The sequence below is a fragment of the Paenibacillus sp. 01T422 genome (genome assembly GCF_056398785.1).
Genome location: NZ_JBFTQB010000076.1, coordinates 1 through 25,808 on the forward strand (window position 1 = coordinate 1; position 25,808 = coordinate 25,808).

The window sequence follows — 25,808 nt, forward strand, 5'->3', positions numbered from 1 at the left end:
GTGCAGGAATGAAAGAACGTATAAATACGTATATCACGAATGTTAGCATTGTGGGAAGTTTAGGGTTGCTATGCTGGGCAATTGGCTGGCAGTCTGTTCTCCTTATTCAAGGTCCGATGTTTTTTGCCTCGGGTATGATGGGGATTTGGCTGTTTTATGTGCAGCATAACTATGAAGAGGCTTATTTTGAAAATGAACCCGAATGGGATTATGTCAAAGCGGCGATGCACGGCAGTTCTTTTTACAAGTTGCCTAAAGTGCTGCATTGGATCACCGGTAATATTGGCTTTCACCATATTCATCACCTGAGTCCGCGAGTTCCGAACTATTACTTGGAAAAAGTTCATAACAAAAGCGAAGTGCTGCGCAATGTGCAGACGATTACGCTGATTACGAGCTTAGAATCGCTCAAGTTCCGTATTTGGTGCGAGGATACGAAGAAATTCATCCGATTTAAGGATTTGAAACCTATCAAAGTGAAGAGAGGCCTCGTCAAAACACTGGAAATTGAATAGGCTATGAAGCAGAGCCGGCAGTTAAAGTAGAGATTCTACTTTGGCTGTTGGCTTTTTTGTTGTGTTTGGGGTTGGTGGGGGGAGTGAGTGAGGGTGATGTGGCGTGACGTGGACGGGGCAAGGGCAAGGGCAAGTCAAGTCGAGGCGGGCTGCGAGTCTGATGCGAGTTCATAAGTGAGCCGATCCTGTTGGATGAAATCCAACGAAAAGGCGATTCGGGGTGCTTTTAGGCCCGGTTCGTTGGACTAAATCCAACGAGATGCATGAAATCGCGCCATTATGAAGCGATTTTGCTGTGGCTGGTTGGAATTCATCCAATGAAATGGAGGATTTATGTCGATAAGACGTGTTTTCATTGGAATTCATCCAATGAAACTTGAAGCGGCGGGGAGGAGAGGCCTTTCTACCTCGAAACCCCTCCAGCGTTGATTTATGTTGCACTTTCTGCAACATAAAAGCGGCATATCCGGCGCCAGCCTTACTCTCATTGCACAAAGTGCACTCATTTCAACTGCAAAGGCCTCTGGAGTGGTACTTTTTAGCGAAATGGTTGGACAAAGTGCAACGTAGCCTGCCGTGTCAGACAGTAGAGTCTGAAATGGCTGCACAAAGTGCAACATAGGCAGTATTACTCGAAGTGCAAAGAGAAGCTGGTGCGGTCGAACGTTTATTTAGGCGCTGGGTGCAGTTGTAGGAGTAAAGTTGAAGTTTCTTCTCACCTGATGAGCTGTGCTAGCCGCTCTATATTGCATTTTGTAGTTAATCAACAGGCCTGCATTTTGTGCAATGTAGAGCAGGCATTTCGCAAAAGTAACTAGTCTTCATTGTACAAAATACAACGAAATAGCTAGAAAAGCGGCGAAAACTAGCTTTCGAGGGAAAATGGTTGCACAAAGTGCAACATAGGCCGTATTACTCGAATCGAGAGAGAAATTGGAGCCTTAAAGCCCCCTCCCCGATATCCCGGGCCACCCACTTTCGCCAACCTAAAAAAAACACAAGTCGGTGAAAAGACATTCCATTGTTGCAAGCGCTTTAGCAGGGTACCATAAGGGTATAACATCGACGAAGAAATAGTGAGGGGGCTAGATGATGGCGGTAGGCGCGCAAGCAGTAGAACAGATGAATAAGCGTGCGCAGACGAAAAAAGGCAATTCCTTTCTGCGGACGTTTTGGAAGTATAGGGCGCTGTATCTGATATCATTACCGGGTATTTTATATTTTATTATTTTCAAGTATGTACCGCTGCTGGGTTCAGTCATTGCCTTTCAGGATTACAACATTTTTGACGGCTTCACCGGTAGCAAATGGGTAGGGTTTGAGCATTTTGCAAGGATGTTTGCCCATTATGACTTTATCAAAATTTTGAAAAATACAATCTTAATCGGTATCTACGACTTAGTGCTGGCATTCCCTGCGCCAATCATCCTTGCTCTCTTGCTTAATGAGCTGCGTGTTGTATTGTATAAGCGCGTTCTACAGACGGTCGTTTACATGCCTCACTTCCTGTCATGGGTTATCGTGAGCGGGATTGCCATCGGCATCCTTTCGCCTTCGACTGGAGCAGTGAACCATTTTATCGCTTGGCTTGGTTTTGAGCCGATCTATTTCTTGGGAGAAGAGTCATGGATCCGCACGGTTCTGATTTCATCAGGCATTTGGCGGGATTCCGGTTACGGCACGATTATTTATTTGGCCGCGCTTGCGGGCATTAATCCAGATCTATATGAAGCTTCGGAAGTGGACGGCGCAAATCGGTGGAGACAGACAATTTCGATAACGCTTCCATCCCTGCTGCCAACGATTATGATTTTGTTCCTGCTGCACATTGGTAAATTCTTGGATTTCGGTTTCGAGCGCGTGTACGTATTCTTGAATCCGTTGAATAAAGAAAACGGTGAAATTTTGGATACCTACATTTACACCGCAGGATTGTTAGGCCAACAGTTCAGTTATACAACGGCAATCGGCCTTTTCAAAGCATTAGTAGGTGTCATCTTTATTGTAACAGGTAACGTTTTGAGCAAAAAAACAACGGGTGAAAGCTTGTACTAAGACGGAGGTGAACGCTATATGAATCGCAGGCCGACAGCCGGCTGGCAAGTTTTTAACATTTTTAACGTCGTATTTCTAACGCTCCTATCACTAGCGATGCTCCTGCCGTTCTTAAACGTGCTGGCTCAATCGTTCAGTTCATCCCAAGCTATCGTGAATGGCAAGGTTTTCTTCCTGCCTGTGCAGTTCACGGCGATCAATTATCAATACGTGTTTAGCGACGCGGCCATCTGGCGTTCTTTCGGAGTAACCGTGTATATTACGATAGTGGGCACGTTCATCAACTTGATTGCGACAGCTTCACTGGCTTACCCCGTGTCACGTCCTGAATATGCCGGACGAAACGCAGTCGTGATTATGGTTCTGATTACGATGGTATTCACCGCTCCGCTAATTCCTAACTTTATTTTGATGAAAAACTTGCATCTGACGAACTCGCTTTGGGCACTTATGATTCCAGGTGCGATCAGCGCCTTTAACTTTTTCGTCATGAGGTCGTTCTTCCTGCAAATTCCGAGCGAATTGATTGATTCCGGCCGTATCGACGGCTGTTCTGAGCTCAGAATGATCTGGAATATCGTGCTTCCTCTATCTAAGCCGGTTATGGCTTCCCTTGGTATTTTCTATGCCGTAGGCCACTGGAACACGTATCAAAGTGCGCTCTACTATATCAACAAACCAGCGTTATGGCCACTTCAAGTGAAGCTGCGTCAGCTCATTGTATCTGAAGATATCAGCATCGATCCGAACTCATCACAATTTAGCGGACTAGCCCATATGGATCCAGAAGGTATCAAAATGGCGACGATTATTATTGCGACAATTCCGATTATCCTGATTTACCCGTTCTTGCAGCGTCATTTCGTCAAAGGGATGATGGTAGGCTCCGTCAAATCATAAATGATCATTTGTGAAATCATGTATGAGATGCCGAGTTTTGGCAGCATTCTAAAAAAAAGACAATTCGAACTAAAGATAGCCCATATCGACAAATTGTAAACGCTTTTACAATGAGTGTGTAAAAGGTCATATTTTAGCGAAATGAAAAGAGGGGTAGAAATGAAAAAATGGATTCCCACGACAATGGCTGCAGTTCTCCTGGCTAGTACGATGGCAGCTTGCTCTTCTAAGCCAACAGAACAACCGGCAACCAGTGCAGCAGCTAACGGGGCTAGCGCAAAACCGGCAGAAAAAACGAAGTTCTCCATTTCCTTGCGTACACTGGCTTTCGGGCACGTGGAGAAGTCGCCTGATATCAATCAAGATAAATGGGTGAAGAAATTAGAAGAATTAACGAATTCCGATATGAATATCGTGCTTGTTCCGCACAAAGAATATGAGCAAAAAATGATCCAAATGTTTGCAACCAACGACATTCCTGATGTGGTCCAAGGCAGCGGCGGTGTGAACGGGAAAGAAATGGCAGGTTCCGTAAAAGCAGGCGTATTCATGCCGCTGGACGACTTGCTGAAACAGTATGGCCCGAACTTGCTTAAGAAAGTGCCGAAAGACGCTTGGGATAACGTAACGTACAACGGTAAAATCTATGCGATTCCAGAGTATTTGTCCAACCCGTCCCGCCGCGCGATCTTCGTTCGTAAAGATTTGCTGGATAAAGCCGGTCTAGGCGTGCCGAAAACGGTTGATGAGTACATGGCAGTACTTCGTAAGTTTAAAGAAATGGGTGTTGAGAACCCTTACATGGGTCGCGAGAACTTTAAATATGCGGATTCGTTCTTCGGAGCTTATGACGTGTATCCCTACCTCTCCATGTTCGAGAAGTCTGGCGATCAAATTTTGCCGAAATTCTTCGACACAGAGAATATGACCAAAGCGCTGCAAACGTACAAAACAATGTTTGACGAAGGCTTGATCAACAAAGAATTCGCAACGATCAATGCAACGGTATTCAAAAACACGATCCTAGCTGGTAAAGCAGGTATGTGGTCCATGAACGCCAATGAAATGCTGCAATGGGAAACACAGCTGAAAACGACGGTGCCAACGGGCGATATCGAAATCATCGCATCTCCGACTGGACCAGACGGTAAAGGCGGTCACTACTTGTACGGACCTGCGCCGCGTGCTTATTTCATCAATAAAAATGTGAAAAATGCTGCACAGATCATCAAGTTCTACGATTGGATGATGTCTGACGAAGCTGAGAAATTCTTCACATTCGGCATTGAAGGCGACACGTACAAAACGGTAGACGGCAAAATCGACTACAAATCGCCAACAGATTCTGCTGGTGTAGATGAAGAGCGTTACCGTCAATCCTTCTTGTGGTTGGTTCAAGATACAACTTATAATAAAGGCACACTTAGTATGACAGAAGATGGCAAGAAATTGATGAATGTATATGACACGACTTTGAAAAATGAAGGACGCGATGGCATCAACTTCGAGCCGCGCCTGGAGTCCTTAATGAAAAACCCTGACATCTCACCGTTGTCCGACCAAGCGCCTCCTGTTATTCTTTCACACATGGTCAAAATGGTGTACGGCAAAGAGCCGATCTCCGATTGGCCGAAGGTTCTGGAAGAGTGGAAGTCCAAAGGCGGCAATGATGTGATCAAGGAAGCTACAGAGAAGTTCAATAGCAAAGATTCCGGTACGACTGTGTCGATGCCGCGTAAATAAGCTCAAGCGATTGAGCATGACCGACTCCTCACGAGCACACCAGCGCGTGGGGAGCGGGCATTTCAGAAGGGTAAGAAGGGAGCTGCCGCCTCATGTACCGCATCCTCATTGTCGATGACGAACCGATGATACGCAAAGGATTACAGAAACTAGTCGAACAATCGGAGCTGCCGATCGAAAGCCTGCGAACGGCTGAGAATGGTGTTGTCGCGCTGCAGCGGATTCAAGAGGATCGGCCAGATTTCCTGTTTACGGATATTCGTATGCCCAAGATGGACGGCCTGGAGCTATGTGCCCGCGTTGCCGAAATGGATGCGGACATCCAGGTGGTTGTTATTTCAGGCTATAGCGATTTTGAATATGCCCAGAAATGTGTTTCCTATGGTGTTAAAGAGTATTTGCTGAAACCTGTGAATATCAAAGGTTTTCAGAACGTATTAGAGAAGTTGATCCGTACCAAGTCCAAAGTCAGCTCCGAGTCTTTCGTTGCCGTAACGAAGCTGGAACAGTGGGCAAGCCGCATGGAACATGCGGTCTGGATGCTGCATCAAGCGGAATTAGATGGTTTGCTTGAAGAAATTTATTCAGAGCTCAAAGATTATAAGCTGAAGCTGAATCGTATTCTCGATATTTTGCAGGAAATTCATACCTTGCTGCACCAGCGTTTGAATGTGCGTGATGTTTATCTCATGCAGGGAGAGCTTGCCCTAACCGGCGCTGCCAGCGAAGAGGAAGCTTGGCTCCGATTCACCAATGCGGTGTATGGCCACTTGGATGAGCTGAGGAATAAGCGAAAAGGGAAGCTGAAAGACCCTGTGGAGGTCGCGAAGCAATACATTGAGACGCATCTCGCAGAGGAAGTTTCCTTAGAGGAAGTGGCTGAATTCATCGGACTCAACCCGTCGTATTTTAGCCAATTGTTCAAGCAAAGCACGTCGGAGACATTCGTACAGTACCGCACACGCAGACGCATGGAGAAAGCGAAAAAGCTGCTGGAACAGCCGCAATGGCGCATCACGGATATTTCGGGGGAAGTCGGATATGCGGACCACCCGCATTTTACGAAAACGTTCAAGAAGTATGAAGGCTGTCTTCCATCCGAATATCGTCAGCAGATGGGGATTCGTACATGAGAGGCAAGACGCTGTCACGGCAGATTTTTTCCAACTTTCTAATTGTAATTGTGCTCTCCCTCGTATCTGTTGGGGCTTTCTCTTATGTACAGTCTTCCAGGGCGCTGGATGGCCAAGTGAAGCAGTATATGGAGCAAATGATCGACAGCGCCAACTATCAGACGGATAGCTATTTGCAGGCGTATGAGCTCTTGAGCAACGCTTTTTCCTCCAATTCGGATGTGCGGGCGTTTATGGAGATCAAACCGGATGATTCGTACGAGTATTATGTCTACAGCGAAAAAATCAAGGAATTTGCACGTATTTCGGTCATTTCCGTTGTTACGTTATATAAGCAATTGAACATGATTTATGCGGTTGGTCAGCATGGGCGTTCCGTCATCTATGAGAATCAGAATTTGCTTAACTTCGATCCCGTGCTGGTGAAAGAAAAGTATGATTATTTGATGAAAATGACCCCGGTTGACGGCAAAATCTCGCTGCTCAATATGAGCATTCGTGAAGTCGATCAGGGCTCTGTTGTAACGATGGCGCGCAAAGTAAGAGGGCCTTCTTATGGGGATGCGAATCGCGGAGTCGTCGCTATCGAGATCAAATTGGATGAGCTGGCGAAGACGTGGGATCGGGTGAGTCTGGGGAAAAAAGGTTTCTTCTTCATCATAGATGACGCCGGAAACTACATCTACCCTCGATCCATGAGCGAGCGCAAGTCGCAGGATGATTTGGCTTCGCACGTGCTGGCAAGCGGCAGCCAGACCTTCCTCTACAAGTATAACGGTGAGGAGCGCATGTTTGTATCGCGCAAATCCGGTTACTCCGATTGGAATCTGGTAGCTTCCATGCCGGTTGACGAGCTGCGGCGTCCTGCTGATACGATTCGTACGACGACCATCATCGTGGGATTGATTACACTGGCAATTGCGTTATGGCTGGCATCCCGTTTCGGGCGTTCGATTATTGCGCCAATTCGTTGGCTGAAAGACAGTATGAGAGAAACGGAAAAGGGAAATTGGCAGTACATCGATGAATCCGGCCGAACGGATGAGATCGGCGGACTTATTCATAGCTACAACCTCATGGTGACGCGCCTTTCGGATATGATTGAGCGGGTCTACGAGGCGGAGCTGGATCAGCAGAAGAACGCTTTAGAGCTAGGGGAAACGAAGCTGGAGCGTCAGCGGGCAGAGTACCAGTCGCTGCAGCTGCAAATTAATCCTCACTTTTTATATAACACACTCGAAACGATTAACTGTTACGCCATTGTTCAGGACTCGACGGAAATAACCGAAATGGTAGAAGCCATGGCGTTCATGCTCCGTTACTCGGTGCAGACCAATTTGGAAGAAATTACGGTAGCCAATGAGTTGAACCATGTTCGCAACTACATGATTGTTTTGCAGCATCGAACAGGTAAAGAGTTTGAAATTGATGTGGCGATCCCGCCATTCCTGCTGCTGGAGAAAATGGTTCGGCTGACGCTGCAACCGCTGATTGAAAATATTTTTCAGCATGCCTTTCCAGATGGTGTAGAGCCGATGCCGGAGACAGCGCGGCCGAGGATGCGGAGCTGAGGGGCGCGGGAAGGGTGTGCGCATGGGCGGATACCAGGGGAAAAGTGGCCACGCGGACAATCGCGAGCGTATCGTGAACGCCTTGCGAACGCTTTGGGATCCTCCCGGCTGTTAGCCCAATTGCAAATAGGAGTCTCTAACGTCTCTTATTATGTCAAAAATAGTAGATGGGGAGAGAATAGAGGTCTATAGAGACTCCTATTCCCCAAAAAATACGCTGAAATCGCATTGCTGGTGAGAATAGCAGACTCTAGCGTCTCTTATTTTCAAGAATGAAGGTAGTAAAAGGGGGAATAAAAGCCTCCAGAGGCTCTTATTTTCCCATTCATATATATCTTAATCAAAACATGGGAGGAATTCATATGAACATCGATTTAACGGGGAAAATTGCACTGGTAACAGGATCAAACGCGGGGATTGGACGCRCAATCGCATTGGCTTTGGCTAGCAATGGAGCTAAGGTTGGCGTGAACTGCCTGAACAACGTGGCACAAGGGCAAGAAGTTGTCGCAGCGATTCAAGCAGCAGGCGGCGAAGCTGTGTTAGTGCAAGCGGATGTGACTAATCTAGAACAGATCGACAGACTCGTTAGTGAAGTGGAGCAGGCGCTAGGTGGCACAATTGACATTTTAATCAACAATGCCGGCCATCTGGTACAGCGCGTACCGAATTCCGAAATGTTTGAAGAGATGTACGACCGCATTATGGACGTGAACTTGAAAAGCACAGTGTTCATGTGTAAAAGAGTGCTTGCCGGCATGAAAGCCAAAGGTTATGGCCGTATTGTCAACATGACATCTGTTGCTGCACATAACGGTGGTGGACCAGGGTCGAGCGTGTATGCAGCTAGCAAAGCAGCAGTACTTACGTACTCCAAAGGCTTGGCGAAAGAAATTGCGGCAAGTGGCATTACTGTGAATAACGTATCCCCTGGTTTTATCGGCAACACTATGTTCCACGCGACATTTACAACAGACGCAGCTCGTACAGCGACCATTAACGGCATTCCGCTTCAGCGTGAAGGAACGCCTGATGATGTAGCTGGCGCGGTGCTTTACCTTGCTTCCGATTTGGCTGCCTATGTAACAGGAGAAACGATTGAAATCAACGGCGGGATGATGATGCGATGAGTACCGCGCTTAGATCGGACCGTATAGCACAACTATTAAAAGAAGAAATAGACAGGCTGCAGCAAGCAGGCAGCCTGTCTATTCCTAAAGAACCTGGTGGCTGGTGGCACCAGTATGTTTGTCCACACCATCACACCGAACTGGTGTTCGATGATAAGCAAGTAGATGCATCCGAGTTCGCGTGCCCGCACGGCTGCAGCATCGAAGGTGAAGCTTACCGCGGGGCTTGGCTGGTTTTTAAACACCAATCGCTGGCGCGCGTCGCGCTTCAGGCAGCGGCTGTCTATGCCGCGCTGGGCGAGGCTTCCTACGCCCAGCTTAGCCGAAAACTGCTCGTCGAATACGCCGAGCAGTTCCCGCTCTACCCCGTGCATCCGGAAGCGCAAAGCTGGATGCTCAAAGGGCGCGCGTTCCATCAAGCGCTCACGGAGGCGATCTGGTCCACAACCCTGATTCGCGCTTACTTGTTATTGCGCGATAAAGGCGTTGTGTTCGATGAGAAGGAGCAGGCGGCTATCGACGTCTTCCTAGGCTTGCTTGCCGGGAGCATGGAAGAATACCGGCACATTCTTATTCATGAGCGGAACAATGCGGAGAACAATTACACCGCTTGGCTGAACGCGTCATTGTCTTGCGTCTACGCCGCGCGCGGCGAACAAGCGGCGCTGGAAGCGCTGATTGAAGGCCAAGGCGGCTTCAAGCATCATCTGTCGATCGGCGTGAAACCCGATCAGTTCGAATTCGAAGGAAGCACGTATTACCACGTATTCGTGCTTCGGGCGTACTTGATCGCTGCGGAGATGGCGCAGCGCTTCGGTATTGACCTCTACGCCGTCACAGGCGCAGACGGCCAATCCATGCGCGGCATGCTGGAGGCACTCGCCGAGCTGGCCGACGACCAGGGCGCTCTGCCTGCCCTGCATGACGGGCCGCTCGCGCGTGCTCCCTATGCCCGCGAGATCGCTGAGATCGCGGAGCAGGGGCTCGCGATCTACGGCATTGCCGGCCTCGCGCCGGTACTGCGCGAAGCGTACCGGCAGCTGGGCGCTGCCGGTGGCGAGCAGCTCGAGGCGCTGCTCTATGGCACTGATGACCGCACGCTGGTTCCACCAGCTCCGCGTGCTTCAAGGCTCTGGCCGAATGCCGGATTCGTCATCGGCCGTGTGGCGGGGAACCCGCTGTCGTTCCTCGCCGACTTCGGCGAGCATGGTGGTTCCCACGGCCACTACGACAAGCTGCATCTGACTTTGATGCACCCTGCGCAAACGCTTACGCCCGATTATGGGATGGTGCCTTACGGCTCGCCTATGCGGAAATCGTGGTTTGCCGAAACCGCCAGCCACAACACGGTGTCGCTGGATGGTATGTCCCAAGCGCCGCATGAAGGGCGCTGCGTTCGCTATGAGGCCGCCAGTGACGGCAAATCCGTCTACGCCTGGCTGCAATCCACAGGAGCTTATGAAGGCTGCACGATGAATCGCCATTTACTGCTCACGGGCGAGTGGCTGCTGGATTGGTTCCAGGTTGAGCTTGCCGAAGAGCCGCGAAGCATCGAATGGTGGATGCATCCTGCCGTTCAGCCTTTAACAGGAACGCTTGAAGAACGGAATGAGGTCTACACACTTCGGCTTCAAGAGAAGGATGCATCCGTGGTAACTGAGCAGAAGCTGCCGATAATTGGCGGGTTGGTGCCGGATGCAGGCCAGCTGCAGTTGTCTTATGTGCTCGGGGATGACTCCACCGTGTATCACACGGCACTAGTAGAGCGAGGCGACGAAATGCTGGCTGTACATACGCCAGGTGACTCAGTCGACCCAAGTCAGCCGCTTACGGCAGTTTTACTCCGTCGCAATGATCGCAGAGCTGATTTCATACACGTTTATCGGGTAGGCAGCAGTGCTGAGCTGACCCGCGTTTCCGCACAGGAAATTGAGGTTTCCGTACCCGGTCAACCGGGAAGTGGAGTGCGCGTCCAAATAAAGCAGGATAAAGGCTTAATTTTTATATAGAAGAAGGGAGAAATCGTTATGACAACTCTGTCGCCATTATACGAACCGCAGAGCGGCGTATTAACCGTACAATACGAACCGAATGAGCAAACTAAACTGTTGGAGAACCCGCCACGCTTCACGTGGATTCCAGCCCAACTGGAGAATGACCGTTACGTGCTGCAAATTTCGCAGTCGGACGTATTTTCCGAGACAGACACGCAAACGATCAAGCCGATTCTCTATAATTTATATACACCGGATGATGCCTTTCAAGCAGGAACTTACTTCTGGCGCTACGCACTCATTCAAGAGAATGGGGAACAGACAGCTTGGAGCAAGGTGAGGAGCTTTGAGGTAGGGGCCGACCTGCCGGAGACTCCGCTGCCAAGCCGGGAACGCCGTTATGCCGAAGCCTCTTTGCAGCACCCTCGGTTGTGGCTACAGTCCGCTGAGGTGGAAGCTTTCCGAAGCGAGTTGGAAGCTGATCCGACTTACTGTGGTTTCGATGTATTTTATGAGAAGTCTGTTAAGCCGTGGATGAGTCGCGAACTCATAGCGGAGCCGCTGCCGTATCCGGGCAACAAACGCGTTGCCAAGCTGTGGCGTCAAATGTACATGGATACCCAAGAAGTTCTGTATGCGATCCGTCATTTGGCGGTGGCTGGAACGATTTTGGCCGACGAAGAGCTGCTGGACCGAGCCAAAACTTGGCTGCTGCACGTCTGCAACTGGGATGTCAACGGCACAACTAGCCGCGATTATAACGATGAGGCTTCCTTCCGGATGACCGGAGCTATTGCATGGGGCTATGACTGGCTTCATGGGCAGTTGACGGAGCTTGAGCGGAAGCTTGTACGAGAGGTTTTGCTTGCTCGCGCACGGCAAATTGCTACCCATGTAATTGATCACTCCAAAATTCATCACGTGCCATTTGACAGCCACGCCGTTCGTTCGTTGTCCAGTGTGCTGGTACCGAGCTGCATCGCCTTGTTAGAGGAAGAGCCGGAAGCGCGTGAATGGCTGGATTATACCCTTGAATATTATGCATGCATCTATTCCCCTTGGGGCGGGCCGGATGGAGGCTGGGCGGAGGGTCCGATGTATTGGACGACCGGGATGGCTTTTGTTACCGAAGCGATGAATTTGCTGAAAAAATATACAGGCATTAACTTCTATAAACGGCCGTTTTTTGCGAAAACGGGGGATTTCCCGCTGTACGCATTCAGCCCGGATACGCTCCGCGCAAGCTTTGGCGACCAATCCACGTTGGGTGATCCTGTCAGCCTGAAAACAGGCTTTAACATCCGCCAGTTCGCTGGTGTGACCGGGAATGGTCTGTATCAATGGTATTTTGAGCGGGTACGTGAGACTGATACCGATTCCGAAATGAAGTTTTACAACTACGGCTGGTGGGACTTCCGTTTTGACGAAATGGTCTTCCGTCACGACTATCCGCAGGTGGAAGCCGTCGTTCCAACGGATGCGAATATCGAGCAGGTGAAATGGTTCCGCGACATCGGTTGGGTCGCCTTCCATTCGAATATGGCCGATCCCGAGCGCCACATTATGCTGCTCACGAAGAGCAGCAAGTATGGCTCTGTCAGCCATAGTCATGGCGACCAAAACGGGTTCCTGCTGCACGCGTATGGCGAACCGCTGGCTATTGAGAGCGGCTACTACGTAGCGTTCAGCTCCACGATGCACATGAATTGGCGTAGGCAGACGCGTTCGACGAACAATATTTTGATCGACGGCCTTGGTCAGTACGCCGAGAAGAACAAAGTGCTGAACATGGCGGCGAACGGGGTCGTTGAAGTAGCTGAGCAGCGTAAAGGCTATGGCTATTCCCGCAGCAATGCCACAGCGGCGTATAAGGAGTACGTTCCTTATCTGGAGCGATACGTGCGTGAGCTATACTTCTTCGGAACGTATGTCGTTGTCGTGGATCACATCGATCTGGCGCAGACGGGTTCCGTGGATTGGTTGTTCCAAACCCTGTATGAGATGAAACTGAACGGGCAGACCTTCAAAGTCCAAGGCCGCAAAGCCGATATGGACGGGCGCTTCGTCTATTGTTCCTCCGGCGAGCTGGAGCTTACACAGCATGAAGGCTTCACGGATGTGGACATGAGCGAGATCGAAGGCTTGCCGCTGCACTGGCACCTCAAGGCGACGACGAAGCCGGCGCGCAGCCACCGGATCGCTACGCTCCTTGTGCCGATTAAGCACGGGGAGCCGAAGTATGTGTCCTATTTCATGGACGATCAAGGGTTTGACACGCATATTTACTTTACGGAAGATGGCGTCACTCATCGTGTTGAGGTGCCTAAGGTTTACTAGGCTTCGGATTCTGCACTTATTCATCGTTTCGACTCTCCTTTGCCGATTTGGCGGGAGGGTCTTTTTGGCTTCCAGGTGGCTTCCAACGGTACCGGAAAATAGAGGGAAAGCTTCACGAGATTTTCTCTACAGCTTGGGTTTCCACCGTTAATATCTGCGCATCGAGCAGATTTCGGGTAGCTACCACCGATTTAGATGTAGTTTCCACCGTTAATCTGCTTCCCGCGATCAAACAGCGCGGAATAACGGTAGATTTTCAGGYTGTTGAGAAAGTCTGATGCAGTTTCCGTCAGTTTGATTTTAATGTGGTGGATCTCTCCTATTAAAAGAAAAATTGATTTAAAACGATCTGAGAGCCAACTTTTGAATCAAGAAATGACACATTTTACTTCAAAATTAAAAAAGGCCACTGAAGGGGGCACCTAAGTAGATAGATTACTTGTAAATTAACGCCGAATACTGCAGCTACTTTCCGCTGCTGATCCACTATTTAGCAATTAGCTCCAGTTTCTACAGTTATATCTGCGCATCGAGCAGATTTCGGGTAGCTACCACCAATTTAGATGTAGTTTCCACCGTTAATCTGCATCCTGCGACCAAACAGAGCGGAATAACGGTAGTTTTTCTTAGTTTTTCCATCTAATGCTGCTAATGCGCCTAAATGGAGCACAACGTGGAACGGGGCAGAGGAGTAGATAGATTACTTGTAAATTAACGCCGATTACTGCTGCTACTTTTCGCTGCTGATCGACTATTTCGCAACTAGCTCCAGTTTCTACCGTTAATATCTGCGCATCGAGCAGATTCGGGTAGCTACCGCTGAATTAGATGTAGTTTCCACCGTTAATATGCTTCCTGCGACAAAACAGCGCAGAATAACGGTAGATTTTCCATCTAATGCTACCGCCTCCGCACGTCACTATCAGCAAAAAAACGGGGCATCCTACGGAATGCCGGTGTTTTTGGCAAGTCTTGCACGGCCTTCGCCGGCATCACGGTTTTGCACCGCCATTGGCGGCCTTCGCCGGCATCACGGTTTTGCACCGCAATTGGCGGCCTTCGCCGGCATCACGGTTTTGCACCACTATTGGCGCCATCCACCACCATTCATTCCCTTACACCACACCCCTCAAGCCTCAAAAGAAAAGGTCCCATGACATAAACCTATAAAAAGTAAACATGAATCCTAAAGTTCACACATTGTAAGGGTTGCCATTTTCGAGCGATAATAAGGGCATCAAGTTCATCAAACAAACGAGGGGGATTCACATTGATTAAAAAATATAAAGGTCTTCAAGTAGCGGCAGCAGGCTTACTGGCTATCTCCTTAACAGCATGTGGTGCAGGCGGCAGCACAACGACACCGGCACCAGACGCGAAGGCATCAACAGCACCTAGCGGCGGCAGCACAACAGAAAAGAAAGAAAACGTAACCATCACGTTCCAAAACATATATCCCGATCCAACAGATCCGAAAAACGGCATGTTGAAAAAAATCGTGAACGACTACCAAACGAAAAACCCGAACATCAAAATCGAGCTTGATTCCCTTAACACGGATCAACAAAAGCTGAAGCTCAAAACGCAAGCAGCTTCCAAAGAAGTTCCGGATATCACGATCGTGAATCCATCCGCTCAAATGAAACCTTTCGTAGACGCAGGATTGTTCGCGCCGCTGAACGACATGGTTGAGCAAAACGGCCTGAAAGGCACGTTCCAAGAAGGCATTTTGAACTGGTACACATTCAATAACAACATTTACGCATTGCCTGATGGTAACAACATCGGTCTCGTATACTACAACAAAGACTTGTTCAAACAAGCTGGCGTAGAAGTACCGAAAACATTCGAAGAAATGGTTACTGCTGTAAAAACACTTAAAGGCAAAGGCATTCAGCCAATGGCTATCGGTGAAAAAGATTCCTGGACGGGTTCCTTCTTATTCATGAACGTACTGCTTCGCACAAATGGCGGCCCTGGCTTCCTACAAGCTGTTGTTGATGGCAAGAAAACATTCGCAGACCCAGCGTTCACGGATGCTGTAAGCAGCTTCCAAGATCTAGTTCAAGCTGGTGCATTCCAAGAAGGCGCAACTTCTTTTGACTACAATGCAGGTGAGAACTTGTTCAAAACAGGTAAAGCGGCTATGTACTTCATGGGTTCATGGGCAACRGGCGGCATCGAGACTTCTTCCGTTAACGGTAAAGTTGGCGTATTCAAATTCCCAACAGTTAAAGGCAAAGGTAACCCTGACGAGTTCATGCTTGCACCAGGAAGCGCATTCGCGGTATCTGCAAATAGCAAACATTTGAAAGAAACCAAAGATTTCTTGAACTACTTCATGTTGAACTTCCCGAAAGAAGCATTCGCAGTTAAAGGCGCAGTTGGTATCGCTCAAAAAGTTGACGGTGACTTCAAAGCTGCTGGATACTCCGATATGGCGATGGAAGTACTTGATATGTTCAAACAAGTTAAAGGCGGAGATCTTGCGTTCGATAACACAATGAACCCAGGAACAGCACAAGGCCACTTAGCAAGTATCCAAAACCTCTTCGTGCAGAAGAAAGATCCTGTTGAAGTTGGCAAAGAGCACCAAACAGCTTACGATACGAACAAAAAGTAAATAAATAATCATTTAGCAGCCAAATCGGAATTTATCCTAAGCGCCGCAAGGGTGTAGWGGGTGAATTCCGATTGGTATATCTCATGAAGGAGGCGAGCCAAGTGAATGTGTTAAGAGTCTCCAAGTGGACGATTGCCATGTTTGTACTGCCATGTTTGTTGATTTATGTTTGTCTCGTTTTTGTACCCATTCTAGTATCGCTGTATAGTGGATTGCTGGACTGGAACGGGATTAGCGGTGCAAAATTCGTTGGTTTGGATAATTTCCGCAACTTGTTATTTCATGACCCTGTGTTTTGGCCATCTGTGAAACGGACCTTAATGTTTGCCGTATTTTCAATGATTGAAATTCCAATTGCATTAGGCGTAGCTGTTCTCCTGAACCGATTTATTAAAAAGCCGAATTTCCTAGTTTCCGCGTACTTCTTGCCGGTTATCCTGTCTGTTGTTATCGTCGGACAGCTGTGGAAAACAATTTATAACCCTGCCGCAATGGGCGGTATGCTTAATCAAGTATTGGACATGTTGAATTTGCATGGCTGGTCTAGATCCTGGTTAACGGATCCGAAGATTGCTATGTATTCCCTTTATTTTGTGGCCCTGTGGCAGTACTTGGGGTACCACACTTTGATCCAGTTCACCGGTATTCAGAACATCCCTGCCGATATTTATGAAGCAGCGCGGATCGATGGAGCGGAGGGCCTTAAAGCCGACTGGTATATCACTTTCCCTATGAATATTCCGATTTTCAAAATATCGATCGTCCTTGCCTTTATCGGCTCGCTACAAGCGTTTGACATGGTCATGGTTATGACCGGAGGTGGTCCTGCGCATGCGACTGACGTCATTTCTACGCATATGTACAACATGTCATTCCTGTCCATGAAGTATGGATATGGTAGTGCGATTGCCGCTTTCCTAGTTGGCTTATGTCTGATTGCAACTGTGATTATCAATGGTATCTTTAATCGACTAGAGAGAAGATTTACTTAAGGAAGGGGAGTGTCACCATGCAAAACGTCGGGAAGGCAGCCTTGGCTGCACCTGCAATGATTCGGAGACGCAAAAGCTTCTCTATCCTGAAAGTTCTTGTCATTGCACTGTTGTCGTTGCTCGTAGTTACACAAGTATATCCACTGCTTTGGCTGTTCATTTATTCATTAAAAACCAATGAGGAAATCTTGTCCGGCCGGTTCTTCGCACTTCCTCAAGTGCTTCAGTGGAAGAACTTCTCCGCCGCTATAGAGGCAGGGCATTATTTTCAGTATTTGAAAAATAGTCTGTTCGTCACATCCGTCACAATGGCTTGCGTTATCTTCCTGAGCTCCCTGGCTTCCTTCGCCATTACGAGGTTCAAGTGGAAATACGGTCAAGTCGTCATGATCATCTTCCTGATCGGAATGATGGTACCGATGCAAGCGACGTTGCTGCCGCTCATGATTATTTTCAAAAACTTGCATGCTTTGAACACGCATCTCTCGATCATTTTGCCTTACATCGCGTTTCAGACGCCGATTGCGGTCTTTATCCTCAGCGGCTTCATGAAATCCATCCCGGCTGAGATCGAAGAGTCTGCTGTCGTAGACGGCGCGGGGGTTTTCCGAATCTTTGGAAGCATTATCCTTCCGATTTCGATTCCGCCAATGATGACGGTATGTATCCTAACGTTCATTAATATTTGGAATGAGTACATCCTTGCGGCGACGTTCATTTCGTCGGAGCGGCTCAAAACGCTGCCTTTCGGGGTAAACAGTTTCGTCAGTCAGTATTCAGTTAATTACGGGGCTATCGGGGCGTTTCTCGTGTTAGGCGCGCTGCCAGTCATTATCATTTATTTCTTATTGGCTGATAAAATTACAAAAGGTATGGTAGCGGGAGCGGTGAAGGGTTAACTTCACCCCTCTCTTTTTGCTGTTTAGGAAGCAGCCTGTGATATGATAGCCTGTAACGACTAACGAAAGGGGACCGATTTCGAAGTGACACGGGGCCTTCATTCCATTCATAGCCGGCTGTTTTTGCTCTTTATTTCCTGTATGCTGATCCTCTTGACCTTGGTGAGCGTGCTCTATTACAAGAAAACAACGGACATTATTCATAGCAAAATCAGTGATTTGGCGGAGAAAAATATTTCCCAAACGGTGGGCCTGTTTGATTTGCTGCTGCAGGGTTATGACAGCATTACCAAATCGCTCAACAGCAATTATGAGATGCTCCGGTTAATCCATGACCGTGATACGAGTAAAGATGAAGCGGTCAATATTATTAATGAGCGCACCATTACGAATATCATGGGAGCTGCTTACTATTCTAGAGATGACATCGTCGGGATTCATATCATTACGAACGCGGGCAAAAACTATAACTATGAACGCGGCTTCGACAGCGTCATTAATGCGGACTATGCCACTACAGCCTGGTACCACAAGCTGCAGGACTCTTCGGGCGAAATGGTCTGGCTCGGTTTATCCAAAGGCTCCATCATCAACCGGTTCCAGCAAGATTCCGTTTTTGTATTTGGACGCAAGTTGTACGACTTAACCGACCATCGCTTGATCGGGGTTCTCGTAATTGAAACGAACCCGCAGCCGATTCTGGCGGCGCTTTCGAACGTGAGGATCTCCCCGAACAGCCAGGTCTATATCGTCGACAAGGAAGATCATATGATTGCCTCTACCGCGGGGGAGAAGGGCAGTCCGCCTTCTTTTGGAGGGCTGCCGCGCCCGCAAAACAATGAAGTTATCGTGGACGACCGAACGGAACAATTAATTGTCTCCGCCAAAGCGAAGATGTCCGATTGGACGGTGTTCGGGTTGACGCCCAAAGGCGATATCAACTCAGAGGTTGTAAAAACGAGAGAATACTTATACTTCGTGATTCTGGCGCTGGTGTTCCTATCCTTGGTGCTTGCAAGTATTATTTCCCAGAACATTTCCTCGCCGCTTAAGCTGCTGATCCGGGAGATGAAGCAGGTGGAGATGGGGAATTTCAAAGGTTCAGTGACGGTCAAATCGTTCGAAGAAATCAACTCGCTCGTGTCTTCCTTTAACCGAATGGTGAATCGGATGGATGAGCTGATTGAACGCATCACGCTCGCCACCGTGAGTGAGAAGAACGCGGAGCTGCAGGCGCTGCAATCTCAGGTTAATCCGCATTTTCTGTACAATACGCTGGATATGATTTATTGGATGTTGGATGAGCGGGAGAACGACCGTTTAGGTAAGGTTATCTTGGCTTTATCCCATATGTTTCGCTATAGCAGCGATTGGCAGGAAGCCTCGAAGACAACACTCCGCCAAGAGCTGGATCAAATGCGTCATTATATGACGATCATTGAGAGCAGGCTAGAAGGCAGGGTCAGCACCGTATTGGACGTCGCGCCGGAGTGTCTGGATGTTGTCCTACCGAAAATGACCCTTCAACCGATCATTGAGAATGCGGTTAAATATGGGCTGGAGCCGCTCGATCGGCCTGGCGTGCTTCGGGTCTACACGGAGATCAGCGAGCATGAGCTGCGGATTGTGATTGAAGATAACGGTGTCGGCATTGAGGAGAGCACACTCCAGTGCATGCAGGAACAGCTCATCAATGATGCTTCGGACATCGACGGTGTCATGGCATCCCTGCAATCTCCGCAGACATCAGGTGCTTCTGGCCAAATTAGACGAGGCATTGGGATAACCAACGTGCATCGCCGTATCGTTCTTATGTTCGGAGATATATATGGACTCCGAATTCATAGCAAGCAGGGGGAAGGAACGACCGTCATCATTGCGATGCCGCTTCCTCGGAAAGGAGATTAAACCATGGACATTCTCATCGTAGATGATGAAACCGTGATTCGGGAGGGCATCCAGCGTACGCTGCTCAACCGGTTCCCGGAACATCAGGTTCATCTCGCGGCGAATGCAGAGCAGGCGATCGCCTTGCTGCGGAGCCACCGCATTCAAATCGTCCTGACGGACATCCTCATGCCGGGCATGACAGGGCTGGAGCTCATGAATATGTCCCGTAGCCGACACCCCCATGTGAAATGGGTGGTCATATCGGCATATTCGGAATTTTCGTATGCACAGGAGGCTGTGCGGCTCGGGGCGAAAGATTACTTGCTGAAGCCGATCGGCAAAGAGGTGCTCAGCGATATGATTCGGAAGCTCAGCGAGGAAATCGCTCATGAAACCGAGCTGAACGAGGAATCTGAGCTCCTGAAGGCGAACCGCAAGTATTTGCAGGAAGCGGTCTTTCAGCGCTTTGCACAGGGGCTGGATACCGGACGCATCGATATGAAGCCCTTCATGGAGCAACACCCGTATTTCCATCTGATCATGGTGAAAATGGAGAGTGACAAGGCCGTTTTCCTCGAAAATTTCATTATCGAGAACGTCCTTCAAGAGCTGATCGAGCGCTACGGCAAAGGTTTCGTAACGGTGCACGACAGCAAAAGCCTGCTAGGTATCGTCACACTGCCGGATGCCGCGCTCTTGCCCGCACTCGTCGATGAGCTGCGCAGCCACCTCGTGAAGTATTTGAAGGTGCCCTTTCAGATTATGAGCTCCGAGAAGATCTGCCGCTTCGAGGCTGTGCCAGCCGAAGTGCAGCGCATGCGTCAAGCTTCGACGACGCAGGTCTACGAGCATCATGCGAGCGGCAGCGACCGCTCTATCGATGTTGCTTTGCAGTATATTCGCACGCATTATCATGACGACTTGTCGCTGGAGAAGGTCGCAGCGATCGTTTACTTGAATCCGGTTTATTTCAGTCAACTGTTCAAACAGAAGATAGGTCAGGGATTCAAGGAATATGTGACCCATCTCCGTCTGGAACAGGCGAAGCAGCTCCTTATGAATCCGAAGCTGAAGCTGGCGGACGTCGCCGATCGGATCGGCTATCAAGACATGCGTCATTTCTCACAGGTATTTCGCAAGAAGTACGGCGTGACCCCGTCTGAGTATCGCAATGAGCAGACGCCGAACTCCGTGTGAATATTTTGTCAAGAGAGATAGATTCAGCTAATTCTCACCAAATTTTAATAAAAGCGCTTAAAGCTAGACGCCGCTTGGATATTCTCAGGGACTGGTAAATACCGGTCCTTTTATGTGTGTTATGGTGTATTCAGGCCCAAATAAGCCCAACACCACAATCCATGAAGGAGGATATCCAATCATGTTACTAGTGAAGAAGAGCCGCCTTAGTCAATCATTAGTAGGAATCAGCTTGACCCTTTCCTTATTAATTTCCGGAACGATGCTAGTTGGACCTCAATCAGTCTACGCCTCTGTAAGCGATTCCAAATTAACTGCAGAGAATAGTGCTACGAGTACGAGCAAAGCGAGCAGCGTCACGCGTACGGCACGAACCTATATCGGTAAAGTACAGTACAAATTTGGCGTCAGAGATGTAAAGAGATTGATTCTGGACTGCTCCTCTTTTACGCAGCTGGTTTTCGAGAAGAATGGCATCACGATCCCATGGAGTTCATCAGAGCAAGCTAAGCTGGGGACGGCAGTTAAGAAAGCGAACCTGCGCGAAGGCGACCTCGTCTTCTTCAGCACGTCGAAGCCAGGCCGTGTCAATCATGTGGGCATCTATGTCGGTAATGGCAAATTCGTGAGCAACACGGCGAGCTCCGGCGTCGTCATGTTGGACATGAATGATGGCTACTGGAAAAATCGTTATATCACAGGCCGTCGGTTGTAATTGACCGATGGCTCTCTTTAGTGGTATATAAAAGAAAACCTACGTAAGGGAGCAGGGAAACTACAATGACTTTGAAAAATGCTTTTGACGATGTGAAAAAGTTCCACCAGACCTTTGAACACCCAATTGGCATGACGCCACAGCGCTTATCGGAGAGCCGCAAGGCAGCTCGCTTAGCTTGGATGCAAGAAGAGCTGGACGAGTACAAAGAAGCAGCGACGCTGGAAGATGAAGTGGATGCGATGATCGATGAGCTATACTTTGTGTTGGGCACCTTAGTTGAGATGGGGGTCGAACCGGGGCCGATTTTTGACATCGTGCATCACGCTAACATGTCCAAAGTGTGGTCGGACGGTCTAGTCCATAAGAACGAATTTGGCAAAACTATTAAACCCCCAGATTGGCAGGACCCATTCGACAAAATTAGAGCAGAAATTCGCAGGCAGATAGACGAAAAATAAACTTTCGTGGAGGAGGAACAGGCGTGTTATTTCATACTAGGCTGAAAGAGCTGAGACAACAACAAAATCTAACGCTGCGCAAGCTTGGCGAGAAAGCGGGCGTCAGTTATTCCATCCTGAATTCTATCGAAAATGGTCGAATACAACCGTCGAAAGATGTCGTAATTGCACTAACAATTGCCTTGAAAATAGAGGATAAAGAGGAACTGTTATCCTTAGTAACAAATGCCTCTGATGGGTAATTGCATTAGCCAATTATGTGTGGTACAGTATTAATAGTCTTTGGGGTAAAACCTGAATTGCTTATTGCAAAGGGTTATCATTTTAGTTTGTGAAACCTTTTCCAATGTGTAATTTTTTTGTTCGAAACAAGAAAAAAGACATGTTAATTAAAACTTTGGAGGTATTACCCATGGCAGTAGGAACAGTTAAATGGTTTAACGCAGAAAAAGGATTTGGCTTTATCGAAGTAGAAGGCGGCAACGATGTATTCGTACACTTCTCCGCAATCCAAGGCGACGGCTTCAAAACTTTAGACGAAGGTCAACAAGTTGAGTTCAACGTTGTTCAAGGCAACCGCGGACCACAAGCTGAGAACGTTGTAAAGCTGTAAGCTTTTGCTTGCATAGATAGCAATTCGAAGAACAACTCTTAACGTCATGTTAAGGGTTGTTCTTTTTTTTGCGTTCGGAACTGTACCACTGAGCGGAGCGATTCCTTGTAATTACCGCCGAATACTCCTGCTATTTTGCACAACTTTCCCACTTTTGAGTAATTAACTTGAGTTTCTACCGCTAATCAGATCAAATTTAGGAGATATTACCTGTTGTATAAGAAATAGCGTTTTTTCCATCTATTTCCTTCAAAGGGCTGATGTGGCGCAGATTAGCGGCAGATTTCCCCGTTATTTCAGCGAATCACAGTTTCCTCTCTTGGTTGATGAACGCAGAACGCTGCCGAGGCCGTTCACCCCGCGGTCCCCCGCGTCCAACCCCCAGCAGCTGGCAAGTGGTAACGCTCTCAATCACAGCTCGCACGAGCTATTTACAGCCGCGCAACGAGGCCTAGAAGCCGCAGTCCGCTAATGCGCGGAACACGCAATAGAGACGAGCTTAACGCCTCTCAGGAGGCACATATGCAACGCAAAAGGGCTGTTCCTCACGTAGATGATCTACTTGAGGGCAGCCCCTTCATTATGCCTATTATGAGAATTTACTGATACTCTTTCGCCTTTTTCACAAGCTCATCATAAGCAGCTTCCGGTGTGATTTTGCCGAACATAACTTTCTCACCGATCGTTTTGAAATCTTTCGCTGTGTAGTTACTCCAGCCTTTAGCCCCGGCATTGAAAGGTTGAGCGTCAGGAGCTACATTTTTAATAAGTTCAATTTGCATTTTGTCAGCAGCGGTTAGTTTCGGTGTTAAATACTCAAGCATTTTCTTGGAAACCGGAACGCCTCGTGTTGTTGTTAGAATATCAGCGGCTTCGCTATCATTGACGAACCAGTCGATGAACTTCTTGGATTCTTCGGCATACTTGGAATCCGCGCTCACGGACCAGAACATGGAAGGCTTCAGCCAACCGCTGGATTGTGTGCCTTTCGGTTGATTCACAAGGGAATATGCGCTAGGTTTTACACCCTCATAGCCAGGCAGCAAAGCGGCGAAAGTGCGCTTCATGAGCACGTTGTCATTGTTCATGAGATCCAGCTTAGCGTCGGATTCTTTATCTGTGGTCGCGATTTCTGCGGGAGGAATGACCCCGGCTGTGCGAAGCTCGCCATATTTTTTAACAAAAGTTAGATAAGTGTCTTTGTCGATATTAAATTTGCCATCATCCGTAATTGGATAGCCTTTGCCTTGGCTGATCTGATAAGCGGTGTAGACCGTATAGTCAGATGTTGCGTCCATTAAGACATACTTGTCTTTATCCAGCTTGGCTTTGGCATCTTTGCCGAATTGGAAATATTCATCCCATGTCCAGTTATTTTTAGGCGGGGTGATTCCAAGTTTATCTACGGCATTTTTGTTGTAAATCATCCCGGTTGCGTTATTGCCTAGKGGAACGGCATATAGTTTATCTTTATATTTACCTGAGTCAACGAGCGATTTGTCGATATCTTCGGTGCGGATGCCTTTCGATAAGTCAGCAAGCTGGTTCCTGCCCGCATATTCGGAGAGCCAAGCCGGGTCCATTTGGATAATATCAGGCGCATTTTTGGCGGCTGCTTGGGTAGCGAGTTTATCTGCATAGCCGTCAAACCCTGAAAATTCCGGTTCGAAGGTCACATTTGGGTGTTTTTTCGTATAGGCATCGAGTGCTTTCAGCGTAGCATCATGTCTTGCTTGTGAGCCCCACCATACAATACGCAGTTTAACGGGTTGTGTGCTTGCAGCGCTTGGTGCTGTCGTGGCAGCTGTGCTGCCTCCTGTCGTACTTGCTTTATTTCCAGAACCACATGCGCTTAAAGACAGCGCTATCATAGCAGTCATGCCCAGCATGCCCCATTGTCTCATCTGCATTTTCATTGATAATCCCCTCTCGCTAGCTAGTCGTCTCTACAATTTCATTATAGGATTAACGGAAAAAATGAAGAAGGATAGTAATGAACACACTTCTTTCACTATTGATCACAAAACAACAAAATACGAACCAGATCCTCGATCTCATGAGCGATGGTCATCCGCTTTTGCCAACCTCGCTTGGGCTCATGCCTGTATATTTTTTGAAAATAGAGCTGAAATAAGGGACGTTCTTGTACCCAACTTTCTCGGAAATTTCATAAATGAGATGTTTGCCTTCGGCCAGAAGGGCTTGGGCTTTCTTCATTCGGACCTGAATCAGGTAGTTGGTGAACGTTTCGCCAGTCGACTTTTTGAAGATCTGGTTCAAATAGTTCCGGGACAGATACAGCTTTTTGGACATATCCTCCAGGGAAACCTCTTCGGCATAGTGGTCATGCGCATATTGAATCATGAAATCGACAGCTTCCTTGTGCTTCGAATTCTCATTCCAATGCCGACTTGTCGCGATGATGTGAATTTTGGCGCGCAGCCACTCCTGCAAGTGGGTTGTCGTTTGGATTTGCATGATTTCAGACGGCAGGTGCGTTTCTGGAAAAAGCTCATCTAGCACGATGCTGACGCTGTACAAGGAATAGGCGAAGATGGTCCATAACTCTGTGCATAGATACTGTAAATATGCCGGTGTAATCGTAGGCATCTGCTGCAGTTGATGAATATAGGCATCTACAATTTGCGCAGCCGTTTCTTCTTTGGAATAAACGATGGCCTCAGCAAGCTCCTGATAGAATTTGATCGGCCGAATAGCCAAATCAGACGGCAGGGAGGACGGTTTGCCAAGCTGCGGAGTGATCGTCTGCTGCAGCAGATCTAGAAAAGCCTCCTCGGTGGAATCGGATATTTCCTGCCAAGTCGTTTTTATTTGGCCTAGCCCGATCCGAATGTTCAGCTTAAGATACATAAGCACGCAGTCTGTAATGCGGTCGCCAATTGATTGAATACGGCTGAGGGCTGCGTCAACAGGCTCCGAACGCTCTATATGAAACATGACCGCAGCATGATGACTATGAAGCTCGATGAAGTCGGATTCCGGCCAATCTTCCGACAAGATTTCTTCAATAATATTAGCC

At 48.3% G+C, this 25,808-nt stretch carries 20 protein-coding genes; 18 read left to right on the forward strand and 2 right to left on the reverse strand.

Annotated features, from left to right (window positions below):
* The 18 genes from AC1DUA_RS06360 to AC1DUA_RS06445 form a co-directional block, all read left to right on the forward strand.
* Window positions 1-515 (forward strand): fatty acid desaturase (locus AC1DUA_RS06360; RefSeq protein WP_477498922.1); only part of this gene is annotated, 515 nt, incomplete at its 5' end.
* A 1,122-nt stretch (window positions 516-1,637) separates the two neighbouring features.
* On the forward strand, window positions 1,638-2,570 hold the full coding sequence (locus tag AC1DUA_RS06365) for an ABC transporter permease (protein ID WP_477498938.1): 933 nt from the start codon (window positions 1,638-1,640) through the stop codon (window positions 2,568-2,570).
* A gap of 18 nt (window positions 2,571-2,588) precedes the next feature.
* The gene (locus AC1DUA_RS06370; protein WP_477498923.1) at window positions 2,589-3,470 is read left to right on the forward strand and encodes a carbohydrate ABC transporter permease; all 882 of its coding nucleotides are present in this window, start codon (window positions 2,589-2,591) and stop codon (window positions 3,468-3,470) included.
* A 159-nt stretch (window positions 3,471-3,629) separates the two neighbouring features.
* Entirely contained in the window at window positions 3,630-5,213 is a 1,584-nt protein-coding gene (locus AC1DUA_RS06375; protein WP_477498924.1) for an extracellular solute-binding protein, read from the forward strand.
* A gap of 92 nt (window positions 5,214-5,305) precedes the next feature.
* Window positions 5,306-6,346, forward strand: coding sequence for a response regulator transcription factor (locus tag AC1DUA_RS06380; RefSeq protein WP_477498925.1), 1,041 nt, complete (start codon window positions 5,306-5,308; stop codon window positions 6,344-6,346).
* The gene (locus AC1DUA_RS06385; RefSeq protein ID WP_477498926.1) at window positions 6,343-7,917 is read left to right on the forward strand and encodes a cache domain-containing sensor histidine kinase; all 1,575 of its coding nucleotides are present in this window, start codon (window positions 6,343-6,345) and stop codon (window positions 7,915-7,917) included. The genes AC1DUA_RS06380 and AC1DUA_RS06385 overlap by 4 nt, the downstream gene beginning before the upstream one ends.
* Window positions 7,918-8,279: 362 nt before the next feature.
* Entirely contained in the window at window positions 8,280-9,047 is a 768-nt protein-coding gene (locus tag AC1DUA_RS06390; protein ID WP_477498927.1) for an SDR family NAD(P)-dependent oxidoreductase, read from the forward strand.
* Window positions 9,044-11,056, forward strand: coding sequence for a heparinase II/III domain-containing protein (locus AC1DUA_RS06395; protein ID WP_477498928.1), 2,013 nt, complete (start codon window positions 9,044-9,046; stop codon window positions 11,054-11,056). The genes AC1DUA_RS06390 and AC1DUA_RS06395 overlap by 4 nt, the downstream gene beginning before the upstream one ends.
* A gap of 18 nt (window positions 11,057-11,074) precedes the next feature.
* Window positions 11,075-13,378: a DUF4962 domain-containing protein gene (locus tag AC1DUA_RS06400; RefSeq protein ID WP_477498929.1), complete on the forward strand. Its 2,304-nt coding sequence runs from the start codon at window positions 11,075-11,077 to the stop codon at window positions 13,376-13,378.
* A gap of 1,273 nt (window positions 13,379-14,651) precedes the next feature.
* Entirely contained in the window at window positions 14,652-16,001 is a 1,350-nt protein-coding gene (locus AC1DUA_RS06405) for an extracellular solute-binding protein (protein ID WP_477498939.1), read from the forward strand.
* Between the two features lie 101 nt (window positions 16,002-16,102).
* Window positions 16,103-16,993: a carbohydrate ABC transporter permease gene (locus AC1DUA_RS06410; protein ID WP_477498930.1), complete on the forward strand. Its 891-nt coding sequence runs from the start codon at window positions 16,103-16,105 to the stop codon at window positions 16,991-16,993.
* A 56-nt stretch (window positions 16,994-17,049) separates the two neighbouring features.
* Window positions 17,050-17,892 carry a carbohydrate ABC transporter permease gene (locus tag AC1DUA_RS06415; RefSeq protein WP_477498940.1) on the forward strand — a complete coding sequence of 281 codons (843 nt, stop codon included), beginning with the start codon at window positions 17,050-17,052 and terminating at the stop codon, window positions 17,890-17,892.
* A gap of 84 nt (window positions 17,893-17,976) precedes the next feature.
* Window positions 17,977-19,800, forward strand: coding sequence for a sensor histidine kinase (locus AC1DUA_RS06420; RefSeq protein WP_477498931.1), 1,824 nt, complete (start codon window positions 17,977-17,979; stop codon window positions 19,798-19,800).
* Between the two features lie 3 nt (window positions 19,801-19,803).
* Window positions 19,804-20,979, forward strand: coding sequence for a response regulator (locus AC1DUA_RS06425; RefSeq protein WP_477498932.1), 1,176 nt, complete (start codon window positions 19,804-19,806; stop codon window positions 20,977-20,979).
* Window positions 20,980-21,160: 181 nt separating this feature from the next.
* A complete protein-coding gene (locus AC1DUA_RS06430; RefSeq protein ID WP_477498933.1) occupies window positions 21,161-21,694 on the forward strand; it encodes a C40 family peptidase in 534 nt (177 codons plus the stop codon).
* 65 nt (window positions 21,695-21,759) lie between these two features.
* Window positions 21,760-22,155 (forward strand): pyrophosphohydrolase domain-containing protein, encoded by a 396-nt coding sequence (locus tag AC1DUA_RS06435; protein ID WP_477498934.1) that lies wholly within the window; start codon window positions 21,760-21,762, stop codon window positions 22,153-22,155.
* Window positions 22,156-22,178: 23 nt separating this feature from the next.
* On the forward strand, window positions 22,179-22,397 hold the full coding sequence (locus tag AC1DUA_RS06440; RefSeq protein ID WP_477498935.1) for a helix-turn-helix domain-containing protein: 219 nt from the start codon (window positions 22,179-22,181) through the stop codon (window positions 22,395-22,397).
* Window positions 22,398-22,567: 170 nt separating this feature from the next.
* Window positions 22,568-22,768 (forward strand): cold-shock protein, encoded by a 201-nt coding sequence (locus tag AC1DUA_RS06445; protein ID WP_145665196.1) that lies wholly within the window; start codon window positions 22,568-22,570, stop codon window positions 22,766-22,768.
* Between the two features lie 599 nt (window positions 22,769-23,367).
* Here AC1DUA_RS06445 and AC1DUA_RS06450 read toward each other — a convergent pair.
* Together AC1DUA_RS06450 and AC1DUA_RS06455 are read right to left on the reverse strand one after the other, a co-directional pair.
* A complete protein-coding gene (locus AC1DUA_RS06450; RefSeq protein WP_477498936.1) occupies window positions 23,368-24,684 on the reverse strand; it encodes an ABC transporter substrate-binding protein in 1,317 nt (438 codons plus the stop codon).
* A gap of 151 nt (window positions 24,685-24,835) precedes the next feature.
* Window positions 24,836-25,808: helix-turn-helix transcriptional regulator (locus AC1DUA_RS06455; RefSeq protein ID WP_477498937.1), on the reverse strand; the 973-nt coding region annotated here is incomplete at its 5' end.

Coding starts and splice junctions, on each gene's coding strand:
- AC1DUA_RS06445 (WP_145665196.1), top strand. CDS start 22,568: ATGGCAGTAGGAACAGTTAAATGGTTTAACGCAGAAAAAGGATTTGGC.
- AC1DUA_RS06395 (WP_477498928.1), top strand. CDS start 9,044: ATGAGTACCGCGCTTAGATCGGACCGTATAGCACAACTATTAAAAGAA.
- AC1DUA_RS06375 (WP_477498924.1), top strand. CDS start 3,630: ATGAAAAAATGGATTCCCACGACAATGGCTGCAGTTCTCCTGGCTAGT.
- AC1DUA_RS06380 (WP_477498925.1), top strand. CDS start 5,306: ATGTACCGCATCCTCATTGTCGATGACGAACCGATGATACGCAAAGGA.
- AC1DUA_RS06385 (WP_477498926.1), top strand. CDS start 6,343: ATGAGAGGCAAGACGCTGTCACGGCAGATTTTTTCCAACTTTCTAATT.
- AC1DUA_RS06365 (WP_477498938.1), top strand. CDS start 1,638: ATGAATAAGCGTGCGCAGACGAAAAAAGGCAATTCCTTTCTGCGGACG.
- AC1DUA_RS06435 (WP_477498934.1), top strand. CDS start 21,760: ATGACTTTGAAAAATGCTTTTGACGATGTGAAAAAGTTCCACCAGACC.
- AC1DUA_RS06400 (WP_477498929.1), top strand. CDS start 11,075: ATGACAACTCTGTCGCCATTATACGAACCGCAGAGCGGCGTATTAACC.
- AC1DUA_RS06415 (WP_477498940.1), top strand. CDS start 17,050: ATGATTCGGAGACGCAAAAGCTTCTCTATCCTGAAAGTTCTTGTCATT.
- AC1DUA_RS06370 (WP_477498923.1), top strand. CDS start 2,589: ATGAATCGCAGGCCGACAGCCGGCTGGCAAGTTTTTAACATTTTTAAC.
- AC1DUA_RS06430 (WP_477498933.1), top strand. CDS start 21,161: ATGTTACTAGTGAAGAAGAGCCGCCTTAGTCAATCATTAGTAGGAATC.
- AC1DUA_RS06425 (WP_477498932.1), top strand. CDS start 19,804: ATGGACATTCTCATCGTAGATGATGAAACCGTGATTCGGGAGGGCATC.